The sequence below is a fragment of the Streptomyces daghestanicus genome, assembly GCF_020521275.1.
GTDB classification, from domain to species: Bacteria; Actinomycetota; Actinomycetes; order Streptomycetales; family Streptomycetaceae; genus Streptomyces; species Streptomyces griseoviridis.
The window spans coordinates 294,670-314,916 of the sequence record NZ_BNDX01000016.1 but is presented as its reverse complement, the minus strand read 5'-3'; the positions used below and the strand labels follow the sequence as shown (position 1 = coordinate 314,916).

General features: G+C 71.4%; 23 protein-coding genes and 1 tRNA gene. 8 read left to right on the top strand and 16 right to left on the bottom strand.

The window, feature by feature from the left end:
• Positions 1-8 precede the first annotated feature (8 nt).
• Positions 9-92 (top strand) — tRNA-Leu (locus Sdagh_RS28190).
• 55 nt (positions 93-147) lie between these two features.
• On the opposite strand, the gene rdgB is transcribed toward Sdagh_RS28190, so the two are convergent.
• The 4 genes from rdgB to Sdagh_RS28170 all read right to left on the bottom strand — a co-directional run bounded on the left by rdgB (position 148) and on the right by Sdagh_RS28170 (position 2,401).
• Positions 148-750, bottom strand: coding sequence for an RdgB/HAM1 family non-canonical purine NTP pyrophosphatase (gene rdgB / locus Sdagh_RS28185; RefSeq protein WP_189420074.1), 603 nt, complete (start codon positions 748-750; stop codon positions 148-150).
• A 44-nt stretch (positions 751-794) separates the two neighbouring features.
• The gene (locus Sdagh_RS28180; RefSeq protein WP_189420063.1) at positions 795-1,199 is read right to left on the bottom strand and encodes a hypothetical protein; all 405 of its coding nucleotides are present in this window, start codon (positions 1,197-1,199) and stop codon (positions 795-797) included.
• Positions 1,200-1,352: 153 nt separating this feature from the next.
• Positions 1,353-2,090 (bottom strand): ribonuclease PH, encoded by a 738-nt coding sequence (rph, locus tag Sdagh_RS28175; RefSeq protein ID WP_189420061.1) that lies wholly within the window; start codon positions 2,088-2,090, stop codon positions 1,353-1,355.
• 77 nt (positions 2,091-2,167) lie between these two features.
• Complete coding sequence (locus Sdagh_RS28170; protein ID WP_189420059.1) at positions 2,168-2,401, bottom strand: PTS sugar transporter subunit IIB; 234 nt, start codon at positions 2,399-2,401, stop codon at positions 2,168-2,170.
• A gap of 182 nt (positions 2,402-2,583) precedes the next feature.
• Here Sdagh_RS28170 and Sdagh_RS28165 point away from each other — a divergent pair, with 182 nt between their 5' ends.
• Positions 2,584-3,879 carry a PTS transporter subunit EIIC gene (locus tag Sdagh_RS28165; protein ID WP_189420057.1) on the top strand — a complete coding sequence of 432 codons (1,296 nt, stop codon included), beginning with the start codon at positions 2,584-2,586 and terminating at the stop codon, positions 3,877-3,879.
• A gap of 161 nt (positions 3,880-4,040) precedes the next feature.
• Positions 4,041-5,306, top strand: coding sequence for a PTS transporter subunit EIIC (locus tag Sdagh_RS28160; protein ID WP_189420055.1), 1,266 nt, complete (start codon positions 4,041-4,043; stop codon positions 5,304-5,306).
• A gap of 69 nt (positions 5,307-5,375) precedes the next feature.
• On the opposite strand, the gene Sdagh_RS28155 is transcribed toward Sdagh_RS28160, so the two are convergent.
• Positions 5,376-6,128 (bottom strand): MBL fold metallo-hydrolase, encoded by a 753-nt coding sequence (locus tag Sdagh_RS28155; RefSeq protein WP_189420053.1) that lies wholly within the window; start codon positions 6,126-6,128, stop codon positions 5,376-5,378.
• A gap of 206 nt (positions 6,129-6,334) precedes the next feature.
• On the opposite strand from Sdagh_RS28155, the gene Sdagh_RS28150 reads away from it, so the two are divergent.
• Positions 6,335-6,751, top strand: a complete 417-nt coding sequence (locus Sdagh_RS28150) for a type II toxin-antitoxin system PemK/MazF family toxin (RefSeq protein WP_190077286.1) — start codon at positions 6,335-6,337, stop codon at positions 6,749-6,751.
• A gap of 1 nt (position 6,752) precedes the next feature.
• On the opposite strand, the gene Sdagh_RS28145 is transcribed toward Sdagh_RS28150, so the two are convergent.
• The 7 genes from Sdagh_RS28145 to clpS all read right to left on the bottom strand — a co-directional run bounded on the left by Sdagh_RS28145 (position 6,753) and on the right by clpS (position 11,477).
• Positions 6,753-7,703, bottom strand: coding sequence for a PLP-dependent cysteine synthase family protein (locus tag Sdagh_RS28145; RefSeq protein WP_189420049.1), 951 nt, complete (start codon positions 7,701-7,703; stop codon positions 6,753-6,755).
• Between the two features lie 5 nt (positions 7,704-7,708).
• Positions 7,709-7,987 carry a MoaD/ThiS family protein gene (locus Sdagh_RS28140; protein WP_190007468.1) on the bottom strand — a complete coding sequence of 93 codons (279 nt, stop codon included), beginning with the start codon at positions 7,985-7,987 and terminating at the stop codon, positions 7,709-7,711.
• Positions 7,988-8,081: 94 nt separating this feature from the next.
• On the bottom strand, positions 8,082-8,177 hold the full coding sequence (locus Sdagh_RS37080) for a putative leader peptide (RefSeq protein ID WP_360019411.1): 96 nt from the start codon (positions 8,175-8,177) through the stop codon (positions 8,082-8,084).
• Between the two features lie 62 nt (positions 8,178-8,239).
• Positions 8,240-8,665 (bottom strand): M67 family metallopeptidase, encoded by a 426-nt coding sequence (locus Sdagh_RS28135; RefSeq protein WP_189420032.1) that lies wholly within the window; start codon positions 8,663-8,665, stop codon positions 8,240-8,242.
• Between the two features lie 80 nt (positions 8,666-8,745).
• Positions 8,746-10,188: an amino acid permease gene (locus tag Sdagh_RS28130; RefSeq protein WP_190077285.1), complete on the bottom strand. Its 1,443-nt coding sequence runs from the start codon at positions 10,186-10,188 to the stop codon at positions 8,746-8,748.
• A gap of 349 nt (positions 10,189-10,537) precedes the next feature.
• Positions 10,538-11,146: a DUF2017 domain-containing protein gene (locus tag Sdagh_RS28125; RefSeq protein WP_190007464.1), complete on the bottom strand. Its 609-nt coding sequence runs from the start codon at positions 11,144-11,146 to the stop codon at positions 10,538-10,540.
• 13 nt (positions 11,147-11,159) lie between these two features.
• Positions 11,160-11,477: an ATP-dependent Clp protease adapter ClpS gene (gene clpS / locus Sdagh_RS28120; RefSeq protein WP_189420026.1), complete on the bottom strand. Its 318-nt coding sequence runs from the start codon at positions 11,475-11,477 to the stop codon at positions 11,160-11,162.
• 128 nt (positions 11,478-11,605) lie between these two features.
• On the opposite strand from clpS, the gene Sdagh_RS28115 reads away from it, so the two are divergent.
• Positions 11,606-12,952, top strand: a complete 1,347-nt coding sequence (locus tag Sdagh_RS28115; protein ID WP_189420024.1) for a nicotinate phosphoribosyltransferase — start codon at positions 11,606-11,608, stop codon at positions 12,950-12,952.
• A gap of 79 nt (positions 12,953-13,031) precedes the next feature.
• Positions 13,032-13,619, top strand: coding sequence for a nicotinamidase (locus Sdagh_RS28110; RefSeq protein ID WP_189420022.1), 588 nt, complete (start codon positions 13,032-13,034; stop codon positions 13,617-13,619).
• A gap of 12 nt (positions 13,620-13,631) precedes the next feature.
• On the opposite strand, the gene Sdagh_RS28105 is transcribed toward Sdagh_RS28110, so the two are convergent.
• Positions 13,632-13,976, bottom strand: coding sequence for a hypothetical protein (locus tag Sdagh_RS28105; protein WP_189420020.1), 345 nt, complete (start codon positions 13,974-13,976; stop codon positions 13,632-13,634).
• A gap of 122 nt (positions 13,977-14,098) precedes the next feature.
• Positions 14,099-16,444, bottom strand: coding sequence for an immune inhibitor A domain-containing protein (locus Sdagh_RS28100; protein WP_190077284.1), 2,346 nt, complete (start codon positions 16,442-16,444; stop codon positions 14,099-14,101).
• A gap of 395 nt (positions 16,445-16,839) precedes the next feature.
• Here Sdagh_RS28100 and Sdagh_RS28095 point away from each other — a divergent pair, with 395 nt between their 5' ends.
• Complete coding sequence (locus Sdagh_RS28095) at positions 16,840-17,133, top strand: hypothetical protein (protein ID WP_226535904.1); 294 nt, start codon at positions 16,840-16,842, stop codon at positions 17,131-17,133.
• A gap of 85 nt (positions 17,134-17,218) precedes the next feature.
• Here Sdagh_RS28095 and Sdagh_RS28090 read toward each other — a convergent pair whose 3' ends face one another.
• Together Sdagh_RS28090 and Sdagh_RS28085 are read right to left on the bottom strand one after the other, a co-directional pair.
• The gene (locus Sdagh_RS28090) at positions 17,219-17,920 is read right to left on the bottom strand and encodes an RDD family protein (RefSeq protein WP_189420015.1); all 702 of its coding nucleotides are present in this window, start codon (positions 17,918-17,920) and stop codon (positions 17,219-17,221) included.
• A 202-nt stretch (positions 17,921-18,122) separates the two neighbouring features.
• Complete coding sequence (locus Sdagh_RS28085) at positions 18,123-19,577, bottom strand: RDD family protein (RefSeq protein ID WP_190077282.1); 1,455 nt, start codon at positions 19,575-19,577, stop codon at positions 18,123-18,125.
• 249 nt (positions 19,578-19,826) lie between these two features.
• Here Sdagh_RS28085 and Sdagh_RS28080 point away from each other — a divergent pair, with 249 nt between their 5' ends.
• Positions 19,827-20,240: an SsgA family sporulation/cell division regulator gene (locus Sdagh_RS28080; RefSeq protein ID WP_189420011.1), complete on the top strand. Its 414-nt coding sequence runs from the start codon at positions 19,827-19,829 to the stop codon at positions 20,238-20,240.
• The last annotated feature ends 7 nt before the right edge of the window (positions 20,241-20,247 follow it).

Genomic DNA, 20,247 nt, shown 5'->3' with positions numbered 1-20,247 from the left:
AGGCACTGGCGGCGGTGGCGCAATGGCGACGCAGCAGACTTAGGATCTGTGGCCCTTGATCGGGCTTGAGGGTTCGAATCCCTTCCGCCGCACGGGCTACGGCCTGCGAATCGAAGGTTGATTCGCAGGCCGTCTTTGTGCGCGTACTCAGCCCAGCAGCTCCCGCACCACCGGCACCAGTTCGCGGAACGCCTTGCCCCGGTGGCTGATGGCGTTCTTCTCGTCAGGGGTCAGTTCCGCGCAGGTACGGGTCTCGCCCTCGGGCTGGAGGACCGGGTCGTAGCCGAAGCCGCCCGTGCCGGCGGGTTCGCGGCGCAGGACGCCCATCAGCTTGCCCTCCACGACGCGTTCCGTGCCGTCGGGGAGGGCGAGGGCGGCGGCGCAGGCGAAGTACGCGCCGCGGTGTTCGTCGGCGATGTCGGAGAGCTGGGCGAGGAGCAGGTCGAGGTTGGCCCGGTCGTCGCCGTGGCGGCCGGACCAGCGGGCGGAGAAGATGCCGGGCGCGCCGTTCATGACGTCGACGCAGAGGCCGGAGTCGTCGGCGACGGCGGGCAGGCCGGTGGCCCGGGCCAGGGCGTGGGCCTTGAGCAGGGCGTTCTCCGCGAAGGTGACACCCGTTTCGACCACGTCCGGGACGTCGGGGTAGGCGTCGGCGCCGACCAGGTCGTGGGGCAGGCCGGCCTCGGCGAGGATGGCGCGGAGTTCGGTGATCTTCCCGGCGTTGCGGGTGGCGAGGATCAGGCGGGTCATGGGGTCAGTATTCCGGGACCCGCCTCTCGCCCCGCGCGGCGCCCCTACGGTGTGCAGACCTTCGTCAGTTCGCCGGCGGCGTCGGTGACGGGGCTGATGTCGGGGGTCGCGTCACCGTCCCGCACGGCGGTGCGGACGTTGTCGACGGCCGCGCCGAGGTCGTCGACGGCCTGGTTGACGTCGGCGTCGTCGGTCTTGTCGCCGATGTCGTCGAGGTTCTTCTCGATGGCGTCGAGGGACTCCTGGAGCTGTGTCGGGTCGTCGCCCGCGGCTTCCACGGCCTGCTGGAGCTCGGTGACGCTGTCGGCGATGGCGTCGGCGGTCCGGACGCAGTCCAGTGCCTTGTCCACGGCGTCGCAGCCGGTGGTCAGGCCGGTGGTCAGCGCGACGGCCGCGACGGCGGCTGCGGCGAGGGCGGTGCGACGACTTCGGCGTCGGGTCGCGGCCATGGGTACGGTCCTCCCCTTCGGACAGGGCCGTGCGGCCCCCCTGTTTCGGTGCTGCGCCGGGCGTACGGCGGTGAGGCCGTACGCCCGTACTTCCCAAGACGCGGGGGCGGGCGGTCCAGTTGCTCTCCGGGACCGCCGTTCTTTCCCCGGTCTTTACCTTTCGAGGACCGTATCAAGCGCCGCGCGCTGGATGCGGGTGAGTTCGGCGCAGCCGGTGGTGGCGAGGTCGAGGAGGGTGTCGAGTTCCTCACGGGCGAAGGGTTCGGCCTCGGCGGTGCCCTGGACCTCGACGAAGCGGCCGTCGCCGGTGCAGACGACGTTCATGTCGGTGTCGGCGCGGACGTCCTCCTCGTAGCGGAGGTCGAGCATGGGGGTGCCGGCGACGATGCCGACGGAGACGGCGGAGACGGTGCCCACGAGGGGCTTGCGGCTGGGGCGGATGAGCTTGTTGGCCTGACCCCAGGTGATGGCGTCGGCCAGGGCGACGTAGGCGCCGGTGATGGCGGCGGTGCGGGTGCCGCCGTCGGCCTGGAGGACGTCGCAGTCGAGGACGACGGTGGTCTCGCCGAGGGCCTTGAAGTCGATGACCGCGCGCAGCGAGCGGCCGATGAGGCGGCTGATCTCGTGGGTGCGTCCGCCGATGCGGCCCTTGACGGACTCGCGGTCGCCGCGGGTGTTGGTGGCACGGGGCAGCATGGCGTACTCGGCGGTGACCCACCCTTCGCCGCTGCCCTTGCGCCAGCGCGGGACGCCTTCGGTGACGGATGCGGTGCACAGGACCTTGGTGTCGCCGAAGGAGACGAGGACGGAGCCCTCGGCGTGCTTGCTCCAGCCGCGTTCGATGGTGACCGGGCGGAGCTGTTCGGGGGTGCGGCCGTCGATGCGTGACATGCCGGTGAGCCTATCGGCATGCGGAGGGGGTCCTTCCCGGGGCGGGAAGGACCCCCTGGCGCGCGTGGGCGCGGGACTCACATCATGTCTTCGATCTCCGCGGCGATCGGGTCGGCGTCGGTGCCGATGACGACCTGGATGGCGCTGCCCATCTTCACGACACCGTGGGCGCCGGCGGCCTTGAGGGCGGCTTCGTCGACGAGGGAGGGGTCGTTGACCTCGGTGCGGAGGCGGGTGATGCAGCCTTCGATCTCGTCGATGTTGTCGATGCCGCCGAGCCCGGCGACGATCTTCTCAGCCTTGGTGGCCATGTTCCTTCTCCCTGATCCGAACCGCTTTGTCGCAGTAACCCACAGTCGGCCCATCTTCGCGAGCGTTCATGCGGTACGTACCGAATGATGGCGTCACGACAGCGGAACCGTCCGCCAACTGGTCTACACCACCGTACAGACGGCCGCCAAACCGCCCTCCCCGGCCAAGGAGGCCAGACCGGATGAGTGCCGACGCCGCGGTCAGTCCCGTACGCGCCCGCTGGAATGCGCTGTTCCAGGGCTTGCAGAAGATGGGGCGCAGTCTTCAGCTGCCGATCGCGGTGCTGCCGGCCGCGGGCATCCTCAACCGGCTGGGGCAGCCGGACGTGTTCGGGGCCGACGGCCTGGGCTGGACGAACGTCTCCAAGGTGATGTCGGGCGCGGGCGGCGCGCTGCTGGACGGTTCGCTGGGGCTGCCGCTGCTGTTCTGCGTGGGTGTGGCCATCGGGATGGCGAAGAAGGCGGACGGGTCGACGGCGCTGGCGGCGGTGGCGGGGTTCCTCGTCTACTACAACGTGCTGCGGCAGTTCCCGGAGGACTGTCCGCAGGGGTCGAAGGCGGTTCCGCAGATCGGCTGCGAGCTGACGGACGGTTCGGGGACGGTCACGTCCTTCACCTACCAGAATCCCGGGGTGTTCGGCGGGATCGTGGTGGGGCTGGCGGCGGCGTACTTCTGGCAGCGGTTCCACCGGACGCGGCTGGTGGACTGGCTGGGGTTCTTCAACGGGCGGCGGCTGGTGCCGATCATCATGGCGTTCGCGGCGATCGTGTTCGCGGCGCTGTGCCTGTGGGTGTGGCCGCCGATCGGGGACGCGCTGGAGAGCTTCAGCGACTGGCTGACCGGGATCGGGGCGTGGGGCGCGGGGGTGTTCGGGCTGGCGAACCGGGCGCTGCTGGTGATCGGGCTGCACCAGTTCCTGAACGTGCCGATGTGGTTCCAGTTCGGCAGTTACACGAAGCCGGACGGGACGGTGGTGCACGGTGACATCAACATGTTCCTGGCGGGGGACCCGGACGCGGGGCAGTTCACGACGGGGTTCTTCCCGATCATGATGTTCGCGCTGCCGGCCGCGGCGCTGGCCATCACGCACTGCGCGAAGCCGCACCGCCGCAAGGAGGTGGGCGGGCTGATGCTGTCGGTGGCGCTGACGTCGTTCGTCACGGGGATCACCGAGCCGCTGGAGTACTCGTTCCTCTTCATCGCGCCGCTGCTGTACGCGGCGCACGCGGTGCTGACGGGGGTGTCGATGGCGGTGACGTGGGCGCTGGGGGTGAAGGACGGCTTCAGCTTCTCCGCGGGGCTGATCGACTACGTCATCAACTGGAATCTGGCGACGAGGCCGTGGCTGATCATTCCGATCGGGCTGGCCTTCGCGGTCGTCTACTACGTTCTCTTCCGGTTCGCGATCACGAAGTTCGACCTGAAGACGCCGGGGCGGGAGCCGGAGGACGAGGTGGAGGACGTCACCAAGGGATAGCCGGGGCGACGGGCGTCACGAAGCGGAATCGTGGGTTCCTTACGCTGCCTTCATCGTGCTACAACAGGTCTACACCACTGAGTGGTGTAGACCTGCGACGACGCCGTCCTCCCCTTCCTTCCTTACGACAGGGCGGCGCGCCCTGCCCTATGGAGGAAGCTGTGACCACGCCCAGTGCCGCGCCGGCGGCCGAGAAGAAGAGGGGCGCCGGCGTGATGGCTGTGCTGCAGCGCATCGGCCGCAGCCTGATGCTCCCGGTCGCGGTGCTGCCCGCCGCCGCGCTGCTGGTACGCCTCGGCAACAACGACATGCTGGGCCGTCCCGAGTTCCCCGGGTTCCTGACGAAGATAGCCGGGTTCATGACGGCCGGCGGCAACGCCATCCTCGACAACATGGCGCTGCTGTTCGCCGTGGGCATCGCGATCGGCTTCGCGAAGAAGTCGGACGGCTCGACGGCGCTCGCGGCGGTCGTGGGCTACCTCGTCTTCAAGAACGTGCTGGGCACGTTCACCGACAAGAACCTGCCGAAGGTCGCTACGGCCGTGGACGGCAAGGTCGTCATGGTGGACGCCCCGGTGGACGCCAAGGTCCTCGGGGGCGTGGTCATGGGCATCGTGGTGGCCCTGCTGTACCAGCGGTTCTACCGGACGAAGCTGCCCGACTGGGCCGGCTTCTTCGGCGGTCGCCGGCTGGTGCCGATCCTCTCCGCCTTCGCCGGTCTGCTGCTGGGCATCGTCTTCGGTTACATCTGGCCGGTGCTCGGCACGGGTCTGCACAACTTCGGTGAGTGGCTGGTCGGCTCGGGTGCCGTCGGCGCGGGCATCTTCGGTGTCGCCAACCGGGCGCTGATCCCGATCGGCATGCACCACCTGCTGAACTCCTTCCCCTGGTTCCAGGCGGGCGAGTACGAGGGCAAGAGCGGCGACATCGGCCGCTTCCTGGCCGGCGACCCGACCGCGGGCCAGTTCATGACCGGTTTCTTCCCGATCATGATGTTCGCGCTGCCCGCGGCCTGCCTGGCGATCGTCCACTGCGCGCGTCCCGAGCGGCGCAAGGTCGTCGGCGGCATGATGTTCTCGCTGGCCCTGACCTCGTTCGTCACCGGCGTGACCGAGCCCATCGAGTTCACGTTCATGTTCATCGCGCCGGTGCTGTACGCGATCCACGCGGTGCTCACCGGTGTCTCGATGGCGCTGACCTGGGCGCTGGGGATGAAGGACGGCTTCGGCTTCTCGGCGGGCGCGGTGGACTTCGCCCTGAACCTGGGCATCGCCCACAACCCGTGGGGCCTGGTGCTCGTGGGACTGTGCTTCGCGGCCGTCTACTACGTGGTCTTCCGGTTCGCGATCACGAAGTTCAACCTGCCGACGCCCGGCCGGGAGTCGGACGAGGAACTGGCGGAGCTGCGGAAGGCGGAGGCCAAGTAGTCCGCGGTCCGCACCCGTGACAGCGGCGGGCCCCGGCCGGGAACGGCTCGGGGCCCGCCGCTGTCTGCGTCAGATCTCGTACGTCGCCCCCGGCACCGCCACCTCCGACGGGCCGCCGTAGACGGTGCGGGCGTCGGCGAGGTTGAGGCGGGGGTCGGTCCACGGGGGGATGTGGGTGAGGACCAGGCGGCGGGCGCCGGCGCGGGCGGCGCTCTCGCCGGCCTGGCGGCCGTTGAGGTGGAGGTCGGGGATGTCCTCCTTGCCGTGGGTGAACGCGGCCTCGCACAGGAACAGGTCGGTTCCGCGGGCGAGTTCGTCCAGTACGGGGGTGACGCCCGTGTCCCCGGAGTACGTCAGGGAGCGGCCGCCGTGCTCGACGCGGACGGCGTACGCCTCCACGGGGTGGGCGACGCGCTCGGTGTGCACGGTGAAGGGGCCGACCTCGAAGGTGGACGGCTTGACCGTGTGGAAGTCGAAGACCTCGCTCATGGAGGAGGCGGAGGGGGTGTCGGCGTAGGCGGTGGTGAGCCGGTGCTCGGTGCCCTCGGGTCCGTAGACCGGGAGGGGGTCGCAGCGGCCGCCGTCGTGCCGGTAGTAGCGCGCCACGAAGTAGGCGCACATGTCGATGCAGTGGTCGGCGTGCAGATGGCTGAGGAAGATCGCGTCGAGGTCGTAGAGACCGCAGTGGCGCTGCAGCTCGCCCAGGGCGCCGTTGCCCATGTCGAGGAGCAGCCGGAAGCCGTCGGCCTCGACGAGGTAGCTCGAACAGGCCGATTCCGCGGACGGGAACGACCCCGAGCAGCCGACGACGGTGAGCTTCATGGAGCAGAAACCTCCGCTGGCGGGTGTGGAGAGACGGGGGTCGTGCGGTTTGTCGAGCGTAAGGCGCAAAACCTGCGGTCGCTCCTCCGCCAGGGGCCGTTGTGGGCGAACTCACCTGTGGTGTCACCGGTTCGGCTGGAAGAGGGGGCGGCCGGGGCCGCCGAGGGGGCGCGCAGATGTCGCGCGCGCCGGTAACGTCGGCCGGTATGAACACGTCCTGGTGGCTTGTGATCGCGGCGGTGGCCCTGCTGGGGCTCGTCGCGGCCCTCGTCGACGGCTGGGGGCGGGGACACCGGCCGCCGGGCGCGCGCGTCCGGCCGCGGCCGGCGGAGATCTGGTGGGCGAACGTGCCCTACGAGGAGCACCGCGGCGCGAAGGACCGGCCGTGTCTGGTGCTGTCGGTGCGGGGGCGGCGCGCGGTCGTCGCGAAGATCACCACCCGGCACCGGGAGGGGCACGGCGGGGTGATCGCGCTGCCGCCGGGCGCGGTGGGGGACGCGCGGGGCCGGGCGAGCTTCCTGGAGACGGACGAGCTGCGCAAGGTCCGGGTCGGCGACTTCCGGCGGCGGGTGGGGGTGGTGGACCCGGCCCTGTGGGACCAGGTCCGTCACCTGGGCAGGTAGCTCACGCCCAGAGCTGGCCGTGGAGGGTCTCGATGGCCTCTTCGGTGGTGGCCGCGGTGTAGACGCCGGTCGAGAGGTACTTCCAGCCGCCGTCGGCGACGACGAAGACGACGTCCGCGCTCTCGCCGGCCTTGTGCGCCTTGGCGGCGACGCCGAGCGCGGCGTGCAGGGCGGCGCCGGTGGAGACGCCCGCGAAGATGCCCTCCTGGGCGAGGAGTTCGCGGGTGCGGGTGACGGCGTCGGCGGAGCCCACGGAGTAGCGGGTGGTGAGGACCGAGGCGTCGTACAGCTCGGGGACGAATCCCTCGTCGAGGTTGCGCAGGCCGTAGACGAGGTCGTCGTAACGGGGCTCGGCGGCGACGATCCGCACGTCGGGCTTGTGCTCGCGCAGGTAGCGGCCGACGCCCATGAGGGTGCCGGTGGTGCCGAGGCCGGCGACGAAGTGGGTGATCGTGGGGAGGTCGGCGAGGATCTCCGGGCCGGTCGTCGCGTAGTGGGCGCCGGCGTTGTCGGGGTTGCCGTACTGGTAGAGCATGACCCAGTCGGGGTGCTCGGCGGCGAGTTCCTTGGCGACCCGTACGGCGGTGTTGGAGCCGCCGGCGGCCGGGGAGGGGATGATCTCCGCGCCCCACATGCCGAGCAGGTCCCGGCGTTCCTGCGAGGTGTTCTCCGGCATGACGCAGACCATGCGGTAGCCCTTGAGCTTGGCCGCCATGGCGAGCGAGATGCCGGTGTTGCCGCTGGTCGGCTCCAGGATGGTGCAGCCCGGGGTGAGCCGGCCGTCCTTCTCCGCCTGCTCGATCATGTGCAGGGCGGGGCGGTCCTTGACCGAGCCGGTGGGGTTGCGGTCCTCCAGCTTGGCCCAGACCGAGACGTCGGCGGCGGGCGACAGCCGCGGCAGGCGCACCAGGGGGGTGTTGCCCACCGCGGCCAGCGGGGAGTCGTAGCGCATGGAGATCAGGCCATGCCGCCGGCGACGGCCGGCAGGATCGTGACGTTGTCGCCGTCGGTGAGCTTGGTGTCGATGCCGTCGAGGAAGCGGACGTCCTCGTCGTTGAGGTAGACGTTGACGAAGCGGCGCAGCTTGCCGTCGTCGACGATCCGGGCCCGGATGCCCGCGTGCCGGGTGTCGAGGTCGGCGAACAGGTCGGCGAGGGTCTCCCCGGTGCCTTCCACCGCCTTCTGGCCGTCGGTGTAGGTGCGGAGGATGGTGGGGATGCGGACCTCGATGGCCATGGCTCAGGGCTCCTGTCGGAAGGTGTCGTGGGGTGGTACGGGCGCGCTGGTGGCGCACGCCGCGGCTCACGGCCGTACGGCGGCAGGGGTCACGTCAACAGATGGCGCTGGCGAGCCTGCACAGGTCGACGTGCAGCCGCGCCACGAGCAGTGCGCCCGGCGTCCTCGTGCTCACGTCGTGAGAAACCATGCGGTCATCGTATCGATTCCCGGTCCGGGTTCTGGAAGGTGATCTCACCCTTCGGACGATGTTCATCCGTAGTGCGAGACCACCCGTACCTCCTCCTCCGTGACCTCGCCTTCGACGATGCGGAAGGAGCGGAACTGGAAGTCGCCGGCGCCGTCGGTGTCGGCCGTGGAGACGAGGACGTAGTGGGCGCCGGGCTCGTTGGCGTAGGAGATGTCGGTGCGCGAGGGGTATGCCTCGGTGGCCGTGTGGGAGTGGTAGATCACCACCGGCTCCTCGTCGCGGTCGTCCATCTCGCGGTAGAGCTTGAGCAGGTCCTGGGAGTCGAACTCGTAGAAGGTGGGCGAGCGGGCCGCGTTCAGCATGGGGATGAACCGCTCGGGGCGGCCCTGGCCCACGGGGCCGGCGAGCACGCCGCACGCCTCGTCGGGGTGGTCCTCGCGGGCGTGGGCCACGATCTGGTCGTACAGGGCCTGGGTGATGGTCAGCATGGGAAGCAGGATAAGCAGACGGGCCGTCCCGTACCGATGGGTGGTACGGAACGGCCCGAATGCTGGACAGGGGCGGGTGGTCAGCCGACCTTCTCGAACTCCGGCTCGCCGCCCCGCTCGCCGTCGCCACGCCGGGTGACCTGCGGGTTCCGGCTCTTGAGGACCGCCCAGCCGATGCCGAGGGCGACGGCCCAGCCGGCCATCACGTACAGGCAGACGCGGGCGTCGGCGTCGTAGGCGATCAGGCCGGTGACGAAGAGCAGGAAGGCGATGGCGACGTACGAGCAGACCGAGCCGCCCGGCGCCGGGAAGGAGGAGGCGGGCAGGCGGCCCGCGACGACCTTGCGGCGGTACACGACGTGGCTGATCAGGATCATCAGCCAGGTCCAGATGCCGGCGGCGGTGGCCACCGAGGTGACGTAGCCGAAGGCCTTCTCCGGGACGACGTAGTTCAGGACGACGCCGATGCCCATGAAGACCACGGAGACGCTGATGCCGAGCGCCGGGGTCCTGGTGGCGGAGAGGCGGCTGAAGAAGCCGGGGGCCTCGCCGTTGTCCGCGAGGGTGCGCAGCATCCGGCCGGTGGAGTACATGCCGGAGTTGCAGGAGGACAGGGCCGCGGTGAGCACGACGAAGTTGACGATGCCGGCGCCGGCCGGGATGCCGATCTTCGCGAACGCGGCGACGAAGGGGCTCACGCCGGGCGCGAACTCGGTCCACTTCACCACGCAGAGGATGACGGTGAGGGCGCCGACGTAGAACAGGGCGATCCGCCAGGGCAGGGTGTTGATCGCCTTGGGGAGGGTCTTCTCCGGGTTCTCGGACTCGCCGGCGGTGACGCCGACCAGCTCGACGGCGAGGTAGGCGAACATCACGCCCTGGAGGGTCATCAGGGAGGAGCCGATGCCCTTGGGGAAGAAGCCGTCGAACTCCCAGAGGTTGGAGACGGCGGCGGTGTCACCTGCCTGGCTGAAGCCGAAGGTGAGCACGCCGAGACCGATGACGATCATGCCGATGATGGCGGTGACCTTGACCATCGAGAACCAGAACTCGATCTCGCCGAACAGCTTCACCGAGATCAGGTTGGCGACGAACAGCACGATCAGGAAGACCAGGGCCGTCACCCATTGCGGGATGCCCGGGAACCAGTAGTTGATGTAGATCGCCGCGGCGGTCAGCTCCGCCATGCCGGTGACCACCCACATCAGCCAGTACGTCCAGCCGGTGAAGTAGCCGAAGAAGGGGCCGAGGAACTCGCGCGAGTACTCGGCGAAGGAGCCCGAGACCGGCCGGTAGAGCAGCAGCTCGCCCAGGGCGCGCATGATGAAGAAGATGATCAGGCCCGCGAGGGCGTACATCAGGATGAGACTGGGACCCGCCTTGGCGATGTTCGCCCCGGCGCCCAGGAAGAGTCCGACGCCGATCGCGCCGCCGATCGCGATCATCTGGACCTGGCGGCTGCCGAGTCCTCGCTGGTAGCCCTCCTCGGGGGCCTTGTCCGTGTCGACCTGCGCTGAGGTCATGTGTGGTGCGCCTTTCTCCATAACCGACCCGGGCCTCTCGTCGGCCGCGGACCGGATCGCGATCCCCCCGGATACTGGAGCTGAGCGGGCCTCACGTCCCGCTCGTGCCTGGCCGGCGGTCCGCCGGCTCGGTGGCGCACCCGGCGGACATGCGGGTGGTGTCCCCCGGGCGGTCGTGAAGATTTACCACGGTCGCGGCGGAGATCACAGAGGCGCACTGTGGCACACTTCACGGACAGAAGTGAACAAAAGGGTGCCGAAAGGTGCACAGCAGGGCGCCATGGTGACGCGATCGTTATCCGGAATTGAGGCCCCGCTGAGCGAACCGTGAACGGGTGGCGTCAGGGCGTCAGGGCATCAGCGTCGACACCAGGGTCTCCTGGAGCCCGCCCAGCCACAGGTACGCCATCACCATCGGCTTGCGCGGGTCCTGGTCGGGGAGGCGGTAGAGCAGGTCGGTGTCGTCCTCGGCGGCGATGTCCAGCCGGGAGCCGAGGGCCAGCCGCAGGTCGTTGAGGGTGCCGAGCCACTGCCGGGACTCGTCCGGCGCCAGCTTCAGGACCGCGCCGCCCTCCCCGGCGGAGGCGGAGGCGAGGGCGTCCAGGGAGCGCACCACCGCCAGCGCGTTCTCCCGCTTGCCGGCCCGCAGGTCGTTCTCGGTGAACCGGCGGAACTCGGCCGAGTGCGCCCGCCGCTCCTCCGCCTCGGCGGCCTCCGGGGTGCCCCCGGGGTCGGTGTAGGCGTCCGGGAAGAGGCGCTTGAGCACCGGGTCGGAGGGGGGCTCGCTGGGGCCCTCGGCGAAGAGGTCGGCGAGCGGGTCACCGGACGCGTCCTCGCCCGGACCGGGGCCGATCAGCTCCAGGAGCTGCACGGCCAGCGACCGGATGATGGAGATCTCGACGTCGTCGAGGGCGACGGCCGCGCCGCCGCCGGGGAGCGGTTCGAATTGTCCTGGCATCGAGGCGTTTCAGCTACTTCCGGTCCTGCTGGAGGGTGGCCCACAGACCGTAGCCGTGCATGGCCTGCACATCGCGTTCCATCTCCTCGCGACTGCCGCTGGAGACGACCGCCCGGCCCTTGTGGTGGACGTCGAGCATGAGCTTGGTGGCCTTCTCCTTGGAGTAGCCGAAGTACGTCTGGAAGACGTAGGTCACGTAGCTCATGAGGTTGACCGGGTCGTTGTGGACGAGGGTGACCCAGGGGACGTCGGGCTCGGGCACGGCGAAGGCTTCCTCCGCCGGCTCGGTGCGTTCGGTCTCTACGGGAGCGGGTGACGTCACATCACCCATGCTGCCACCGCGAGGGGGCGGTCGCACAAACGGGGTCCGGCGGCCGTGGTCCACACCGCGGCCCGCGCCGCGCCCTGTGACGCGGATCAAAATCGTCAGACTGACGAAATGGGGGTACGATTCCCGTCATGAACACAGCGGACCTCGGGCTGCCGGTCGACGTTCCCTCGACGGCGCTCTTCACGGACCAGTACGAGCTGACGATGCTGCGGGCCGCCCTGGCGGCGGGCACGGCCGGACGGCGCAGCGTGTTCGAGGTCTTCACCCGGCGGCTGCCCGACGGGCGGCGGTACGGCGTGGTGGCCGGAACCGGGCGGGTCCTCGACGCCGTCGAGAACTTCCGCTTCGACGCCGGCGTCCTCGACTTCCTGCGCGAGCGGGACATCGTCGACGAGGAGACCCTCGCCTGGCTGGCGGACTACCGCTTCAGCGGCGACATCTGGGGCTACCCGGAGGGCGAGGTGTACTTCCCGGGCTCGCCGATCATGCGGGTGGAGGGCAGCTTCGCCGAGTGCGTGCTGCTGGAGACGGTGATCCTGTCCATCCTCAACCACGACTCGGCGATCGCCGCCGCCGCCTCCCGGATGGCCTCCGCGGCCGGGGACCGGCCGCTGATCGAGATGGGCGCCCGCCGCACCCACGAGCTGGCCGCCGTCGCCGCCGCCCGCGCCGCCTACGTCGGCGGGTTCGCCACCACCTCCGACCTGGCCGCCGGTTTCCGCTACGGCATCCCGACCGTCGGCACCTCGGCGCACGCCTTCACCCTGCTGCACGACACCGAGCGGGACGCCTTCCGCGCCCAGGTGGACGCCCTCGGGTCGGGCACAACCCTGCTGGTGGACACGTACGACGTCGCCGAGGCGGTCCGTACGGCGGTGGAGGTCGCCGGCCCGGAGCTGGGCGCGGTCCGCATCGACTCCGGTGACCTGCTGCTGGTCGCGCACCGGGTGCGCCAGCAGCTCGACGAGATGGGCGCGACGGGCACCCGGATCGTCGTGACCTCGGACCTCGACGAGTACGCCATCGCCTCGCTGGCGGCGGCGCCGGTGGACGCCTACGGGGTCGGCACCCAGCTGGTGACCGGTTCCGGGCACCCGACCGCGTCCATGGTCTACAAGCTGGTCGCCCGGGCCGAGTCCGACGACCCGAAGGCCCCGCTGAAGCCGGTGGCGAAGAAGTCCAGCGGCGGGAAGACGTCGATGGGCGGACGGAAGTGGGCCGCGCGGCGCCTGGACGCCGACGGGCACGCCGAGGCGGAGGTGGTCGGCACCGGTCCGGTGCCCGCCGCGCTGGCCGGCCGGCAGCTCCTGGTCGAGCTGGTCAAGGGCGGTGCGGTCGTCGCCCGGGAGCCGCTGGAGGCGGCCCGCGACCGGCACGCGGCGGCCCGCGCCAACCTGCCGCTGTCCGCGACCCAGCTCTCCCGGGGGGAACCCGTCATTCCGACGGAGTACGCGCCCGAGGGCTCGGGTAGCTAGAGCGAGTGCGCAGCGACACCCCGGCGGGCCCCGGCCCCACCCCAGTCACCGCAGTTCCGACAGCCGAAGGACACCGACCATGCGCCGCGCCCTGATCGTCGTAGACGTGCAGAACGACTTCTGCGAGGGAGGCAGTCTCGCCGTCTCCGGCGGCGCCGACGTGGCCGCCGCCGTCACCGAGCTGATCGGGCAGGCGCCGGCCGGCTACCGCCACGTCGTCGCCACCCGCGACCACCACATCGCGCCCGGCGGTCACTTCGCCGACCACCCCGACTACGAGCACTCCTGGCCGGCGCACTGCGTCGCCGGCACGGAGGGCGTGGGCTTCCACCCGAACTTCGCCCCCGCCGTCGCCTCCGGCGCGGTCGACGCCGTCTTCGACAAGGGGGCGTACGCGGCGGCCTACAGCGGCTTCGAGGGCGCCGACGAGAACGGCGTCCCGCTCGCCGACTGGCTGCGGCAGCGGCGGATCGACGAGGTCGACGTGGTCGGCATCGCCACCGACCACTGCGTCCGGGCCACCGCGCTGGACGCCGTACGGGAGGGGTTCCGTACGCAGGTGCTGCTCGGCCTGACCGCCGGGGTGGCCGCCGCGACCACCGAGCGGGCCCTGGAGGAGCTGCGGGCGGCGGGCGTGGAGCTGACCGGGAAGCCCGTCGTGCGGTGAGCCGCCGCCCGGTCAGGTCTGGGCGGCGGGGCGGCCGAGCAGCGCCCGGATCGGGTGCCACAGCTCCTGGGCCCGCTCGGGTCCGGGGGCGGCGGTGCCGGTCGGGGCGGTGCGCCACAGCAGGCCGTCCGGGTGGTGCAGGACGGCGGTGATCTCGTCCGGGGTGGGCGGTGCGGCGTTGCCCCGCAGGTAGACCGCGCGCAGACCGAGGTTGCGCAGCCGGGTCAGGGCGCGCGCCCGGTTGCGGGCGTGGACCAGGACGCGGACGGCGGCGGGTCCGGCGGCGGCGGGGCTGGGCAGGTTCAGCGCCACCACCACGGTGCCGTTCGGCAGTTTGCTGAAGCCTCCTGCGGCCATGCGGTCATACCCCCGTGTCAGCCGGTGTCAATAAGAGAACCACACCCCGCACCTAAACACGGATCGGCGGTGCCCCGCCAGGGGGTCACCGCCGATCACGCTCTGACCTGGGCTTTAGCGGTCTACTTCACCGCGGGGCCGACCTCCAGCTCGATGGTCGAGCCGTCCTTGGCCTCCTTGGTGATCTTGATCTTGGTGTTGGTGTCAGTTATCTCGACACCCCCGGCCGGGTTGGTCTCGTCGTAGTAGTCACCGGTGTGATCGTTGAAGACGGGGACGCCCGGCGAGGACGGGATGCGGACGGCGACGTCCGCCTTGTGCAGGGTGATGCCGTCGGTGCGGTAGGTGCTGAACGGCGAGTCGTACGCCTGGAAGCGGTTGCGCATCAGGGTGCCGTCGGACCACTTCGTGGCCGTCGGGTGGGAGTCGACCGGGAGGATCAGGCCGGTGCCCGGGTGGGCGCTGGTGTTGTTGTCCGCCTGGGAGGTGTCCCACTTCCAGATCAGCAGACCGTTCTGGTACGGGAAGTGCTCGACCCAGTCGGGGCGGGTGGTGGAGAAGCCGAAGTTGTACGGGCCGGTCCTCAGCGTCGTGTCGTAGGAGACGTACTGGCGGTTCTCCGCGATGTAGTACTGCGCGTACTCCTTGGTGAAGGAGGCGCCGACGCGGGAGAAGCCGGCGGCGGTCCAGGCCGCGTCCGCGGTCTCGGCGTTGTCGGAGAAGAGCGCGGCGCCGTCGGCCGTCACGGTGATCTCGTCCGCGGTGAAGCCCTTCTGGGCGACGCCGCCGTCGGTCTGGTAGCGGAAGCGGATGTCGATCCTCTGGCCCGCGTAGGCGTCCAGCGGGTACGTCAGCGTCCGGTGGGCGTCGACCGAGCCGGTGAGGGCGGGTTTGTCACTGGCGTCGCGCGGGATCGGCTGACCGTCCGCGGTGCCGTCCAGGGGCGTCCAGGCGGCGCCGCCGTCGGTGGAAACCTCGGTGTAGAGGTAGTCGTAGCCGGACTCGATGTCCCACCAGCCGTCGAGGGTCAGCGCGGCGGAGGTCTTTCCGGTGAGGTCGACCGTGCGGCGCAGGGTGTTCTTCAGGTCGTCGCCGCTGCCGCTCCACCACTGGGTGGCGCCCTCGGCGGGCGGGGCGACCTCGGTGGTGACCTCCTTGTCGGGGAGGGTGACGATCAGCGCCTGGTCGTTCTCGGTGTTGTACTCGGCGACGCCCAGCTTGTGCCTGGACCTGGTCCCGGCCGCGGCGGTGGTGTAGTCGAGCCAGCCGAGCTGGAGCTTGTCCCAGGCGTTCATGTCGCCGGGCAGGTCGCCGATGGCGTCCTCGCCCCGGCCGAGCCAGGAGCCGGAGGACATCAGCGTCCAGAAGCCGGTGGAGTTCTCGCCGCCGTCGGTGTCGTACTCGTCCGGCAGGCCGAGGTCGTGGCCGTACTCGTGGGCGAAGACACCGAGTCCGCCGTTCTCCGGCTGGATGGTGTAGTCGCCGACCCAGATGCCGGTGTCGCCGACCTGGGTGCCGCCGAGCTTGTTGCCGGCCGGGCCGGTCGCGCCGGCGTCGGTGCCGAAGGCGTACCAGCGGTGGGCCCAGATGGCGTCCTCGCCCTGCGCGCCGCCGCCGGCCGACTCGTCCTCTCCGGCGTGCACGAGCTGGAAGTGGTCGATGTAGCCGTCGGCTTCGTTGAAGTCGCCGTCGCCGTCGTGGTCGTAGCGGTCCCACTGGTCGTACTCGGCCAGGTCCGCCTTGATGTCGGCGAGGGAGCGGCCGGCCGCCTCCTGGTCGGCGACCCAGGCGGTGACACCGTCCTCGACCGCGTTCCAGGCGCAGGTGTCGCAGTCGTTGGAGCCGTAACGGGCCTCGTTGTAGGGGACCTTGACCCAGTCGGTGACCTCGCCGTCCACCGAGTAGCGGCCCGAGGACTGCTTCTCGTAGTACTTCTTCAGCGACTCGGTTCCCTTGCCGGTGCCGAAGTAGAGGTCCTGGTAGTGCTGCTGGTCGTAGTCGGCCAGCCAGTCCGTGCTGTTGTCCACGGAGCGGTCCGGCTCGGCGATCTGGTTGTGCAGCGGGCCGGGGGTGCCGCCGTAGCGGCTGTCGACCTGGTCGCCGAACTCGACCAGGATGGTGAAGATCTTGTCGGTCTTCTCCCGGCCCAGCTCGACGTACTTGGTGTCGCCCTTCCTGCCCTTGAGGCCGACGACCTTGGAACCGTCGCGCTCCTTGGCGGTGGCCTTGCCGGAGAGCACCTGGTTGAGGGCCTCCTGGCGCTGGGCCTCCTGGGTCTTGCTCAGGGGGCCGTCGAGGTCGTGTTCCCGCTGGTTCTCGGGCTGCGGGTCGTGCCGGTCGACGGTGACGGGCCGGGCGGACGGGTCCGCCCCGGTCGTCGCGGAGGCGGGCAGCGCCGCGGTGGCGGTCGCGGCGGCGAGTGCCACGGCGGTCGCCGCCACCCGGAACGTCCAGGGTCTGCTGGTCACTTGTTGTCCTCCCCTGAGCACGTGAGATCAACGCGCGTAGTCAAGTGACGACATTCGACTAGACGTTCGCGAGAAAAGACAGACCTTGACTTGAACAGATCAAGAGCGTTATGCGGAGCCGACGTCCGGGTAACGGACACATGGCGGCAACACGGCCGACATCCGCCGTCATATTCAACGGGCGCATGCGAGCGTCCAGTCCGTGCGTGGCATGACTCCGTGCGCCCCCCGTGCTGCGACCCCGGGGACACCATGGGTCAGGCCACGCTTACTCCTCGTTCCACTCGGGCATGCGACCGATTAGAGTCGCTTGGCGGAACGCCTGGGAGTCGGCGGAAAGCCAGGCCGACAGCCCGTCTCACCCCCCGAGATCACTCCCCCCTTCCGAGGACACGATGGCCATGCCCCGTCCGACTGTCGCACAGCTCGCCTACGGTTCCCTCACCGTGATCCTCTCGGCCTTCGCCATGCTGCTGCTGTCGCGGACGACCTCCGCCGGGTGGATCGCCGTCGTCGCCGTCGTGGCGCTCGCCCTCGGGCTGCTGGTGGCGATGACCGTGCCGGCGGGCAGGCCGCGCACCGTCGCCGTCCACCGGCCGTCCACCGGCGCTGGTGCCGGGCCGGCACCGGTGTCCGTGGGCGCCGGCGCCTCCGGCCGCGCCGACGAGGTACGCCGGCACGCGGCCTGAGCCGGCCGCGCGGACCCGATGCCCCCTTGGCGGTTGTCCCGTCGGCCGTCGGCCCGTTGACCCGGACCTGTGGATCAGGTCCGGGTCAACTCGTGCTGACCACCACCGTCTTGGCCGCCTTGTCGTGCAGGCCCTGCTTGTAGGGCCGGTCGAAGAAGCTCCAGCCGCCGCAGATGATCGTCCACACGCAGGCGCAGCAGAACGCGAACGGGACCCACAGCACCACCGCGCGCACCAGCGCGGTCTGCGGGGCGGGCGTCGACCCGTCGCTCAGGTCAGCCACCCGCATCCCGAGCCACTTCTTGCCGAGCGTCTGCCCGGTGCGGCTGATCATGAAGGTGTCGTACGCGATGTAGAGCACGGCGGCGATCAGCGACTGCCAGAACGACTTGCCGACGTTGACCTGGTCGCCGTCCACCTCGTACTCCTGGACGTGGAACGCCCAGCTGAGCAGCCAGACCACGAGACCGACGAGGATCATGTCGATGATGCGGGCCAGCGTGCGCCGGGCGCTGTCGGCGAGCGGCGGCATCCCGGCCACGGGGTCGGTGGGCGGGCCGCCCCCGTGGCCGCCGTAGGGGTCACCGCCGTACGGCCCGCCGCCACCGCCGTAGGGGCCGCCGCCCCCGGGGGGCGGGGGCCGGTCACCGCCGTAGGGAGGCGGGGTGTCGTAGGGGGAGCCGGCGCCGCCCGCGCCCGGACCCGTTCCGGAGGGCGGGGGCTGCTTCCTGAACGGGTCGTCTTCCGGCGGCTGCCGGCCGGGGCCGGGGGGCGGTTCACTGCTCATGGCCCGAGTCGACCGTGAACGCCCCGGCGACGCATCCGGCGAGCGGCCGTCCGGAGTACGGAAATCCCCTGCGCCGCCCGACGGAGACGGCCCGCCCGCGACGGACGCAGGGATCGACGGAGACGGCCGGCCCGCGACCGCGGACCTACGGAACGGCGGAGACAGCCGGCCCCGCGGCGGACGTACGGAACGACGGAGGCGGTCAGCCCGCGACGAACGTGCGGGCCGCCTTGTCGTGCCAGCACTGGTGCCACGGACGGTCGAACAGGCACCACAGGACGCCGACCACCCCGATGGCCAGCAGGCCCGGCACGCTGTAGACCAGCCAGCGGCGCAGGGACGCGCCGAACGTCGGCGGCTCGTGCGCCTCGATGTCCCGCACCTCCAGACCGCACAGCTTCTTGCCGAGGGTGCGGCCCCACTTGGCGGTGGGCAGCGCCTCGTAGACGACGCCGAACAGGAGCAGGACGGCCAGGACGACGCCCAGGTAGACGGAGGTCGTGCCGTCGAGCAGCCAGACGGTGACCGTCTCGCCGGAGAGCCTCGCCTCGTCGATCTTGGCGCTGATGTGGTCGGCGGCCTTCATGCCGAGCGGGACGGCCGGGACCGCGGTGACGGCGGCCAGCACGAGGGTGTCCAGGAGCCGGGCGGCCAGCCGCTTGCCGAGCCCGGCGGGGCGGGCCGCGGCCTGCCGCCGGGCGGCGGCCTGGAAGACGTCGTCGACGGGCGGGCGCCAGGGGGCGACCGGCTGCTGCGACTCGCCCCCGCCACTCGCGAGGTGGTGCACCTGCTGCGCCCAGGAGGACTGCCCGCCGCCGGGGCCGGTGGTGAGGGGCGGTTGCGGGGCGGGGGCGGGGACCGTCCGGGCCGGGGGTGCGGCCGGGACGGGGGCCGGGCCCGGGGTCCGCGGGGGCAGGGCGCCGGGGGTGAGCTGGGGGCCGGAGGGGGCGGGGGCCGGGCCCGGGGCGGCGGGGGGCTGCGGGGCGGGGGCGGGCGCGCCGGGGATCTCGCGGGGGATCTCGCGGGGGGCGGCCGGGGCGGGGGCGGGCGCGCCGGGGATCTCGCGGGGGGCGGCCGGGGCGGGGCGCGGGGTCGCCGGGCGCGGGGCGACCGCCCGGAACTTCATCGTGCCGGGGTCGTCGTCGCCCGACGCGGGCGCCACGGGACTCGGCCCGTCCCCCGGCCCCGGGCGCCGGAAGAGGACCGTACCGTCGGACTCCGCCTCCGCCGCGGCGTCGGCCGGCGCCTCGGCGGGGGCGGCCGGCCGGGGCACCCGGGGGTCGGCGCCCTGGGGCGCGGGCCAGGCGGGTGCGCCCTGGCCGGCGGGCAGGCCCGTCTGGCGGGCGGGGTCGGCGCCCCAGCCCGAGGCGGGCTCGGGGCGGCTGCCGTGCGGGGTCCGGGTGGACGCCACGGGAGCGGGCTCGGGTCCGGCCGGGTCCTCGTCGAAGAAGTGCGGGCCGGTCTCCTCCACCGAGGGGGCGGCCCGGTCCGCGCCGGACGGCGGGGCGAGCGGTTCGCCGTCCACGGGCGCCGGGCGGCTGGTGCCCGGCACCCAGGCGGCACCGTTCCAGTACCGGACATATCCAGGAATGGACGGGTCCGGGTAATACCCTTCGCGGGGCCTGTCGTCGCCGGGGGCCGGGGTTGGGGCGCTCATGTCCGTCGTCCCGTATCTGCTCGGTGGAGTGATGGAGGTGTCCACATCTATCAGACGGGCGCACTCCGCACCCGGCTCTCCCGCCGGACCCGCCCCTTTACGGGCGACCCCGCACACGGACTTCACCCCCCGTGCCACCGTCTCGCGAGAAATTTCCGCGAACCCGCGTAATGCCCGTGCCGCCGGCCGCTCTTCCGACGGTACGGGCCGTGGCCCCGCGGCCCCTTGCGAGAGAGAGGACACGCACCGATGCGTCACACCGTCGTCGAACGGGAGCTGGAACTGAGGCTCGTCCTGGCGCCCGAGTACAGCATCCCGGTCGCCGCCCGGCTCACCTACCGCACCGCCGACCCCTACGCCGTCCACGTCTGCTTCCACATCGACTCCGCCCACCCCGTGCACTGGGCCTTCGCCCGGGAGTTGCTCGTGGAGGGGGTGTTCCGGCCGTGCGGGCACGGGGACGTGCGGGTGTGGCCGGCGAGGTCGGAGGGGCGTGCCGTGGTGCTGATGGGGCTGAGCAGCCCGGACGGCGAGGCCCTGCTGGAGGCGCCGGCCGCGCAGGTGTCGGCCTGGCTGGAGCGGACCCTGCGGGCCTGCCCGCCGGGGAGCGAGGGCGACCAGCTCGGCCTGGACGAGGGGCTGTCCGGGCTGCTCGCCCAGTGAGGCCGGC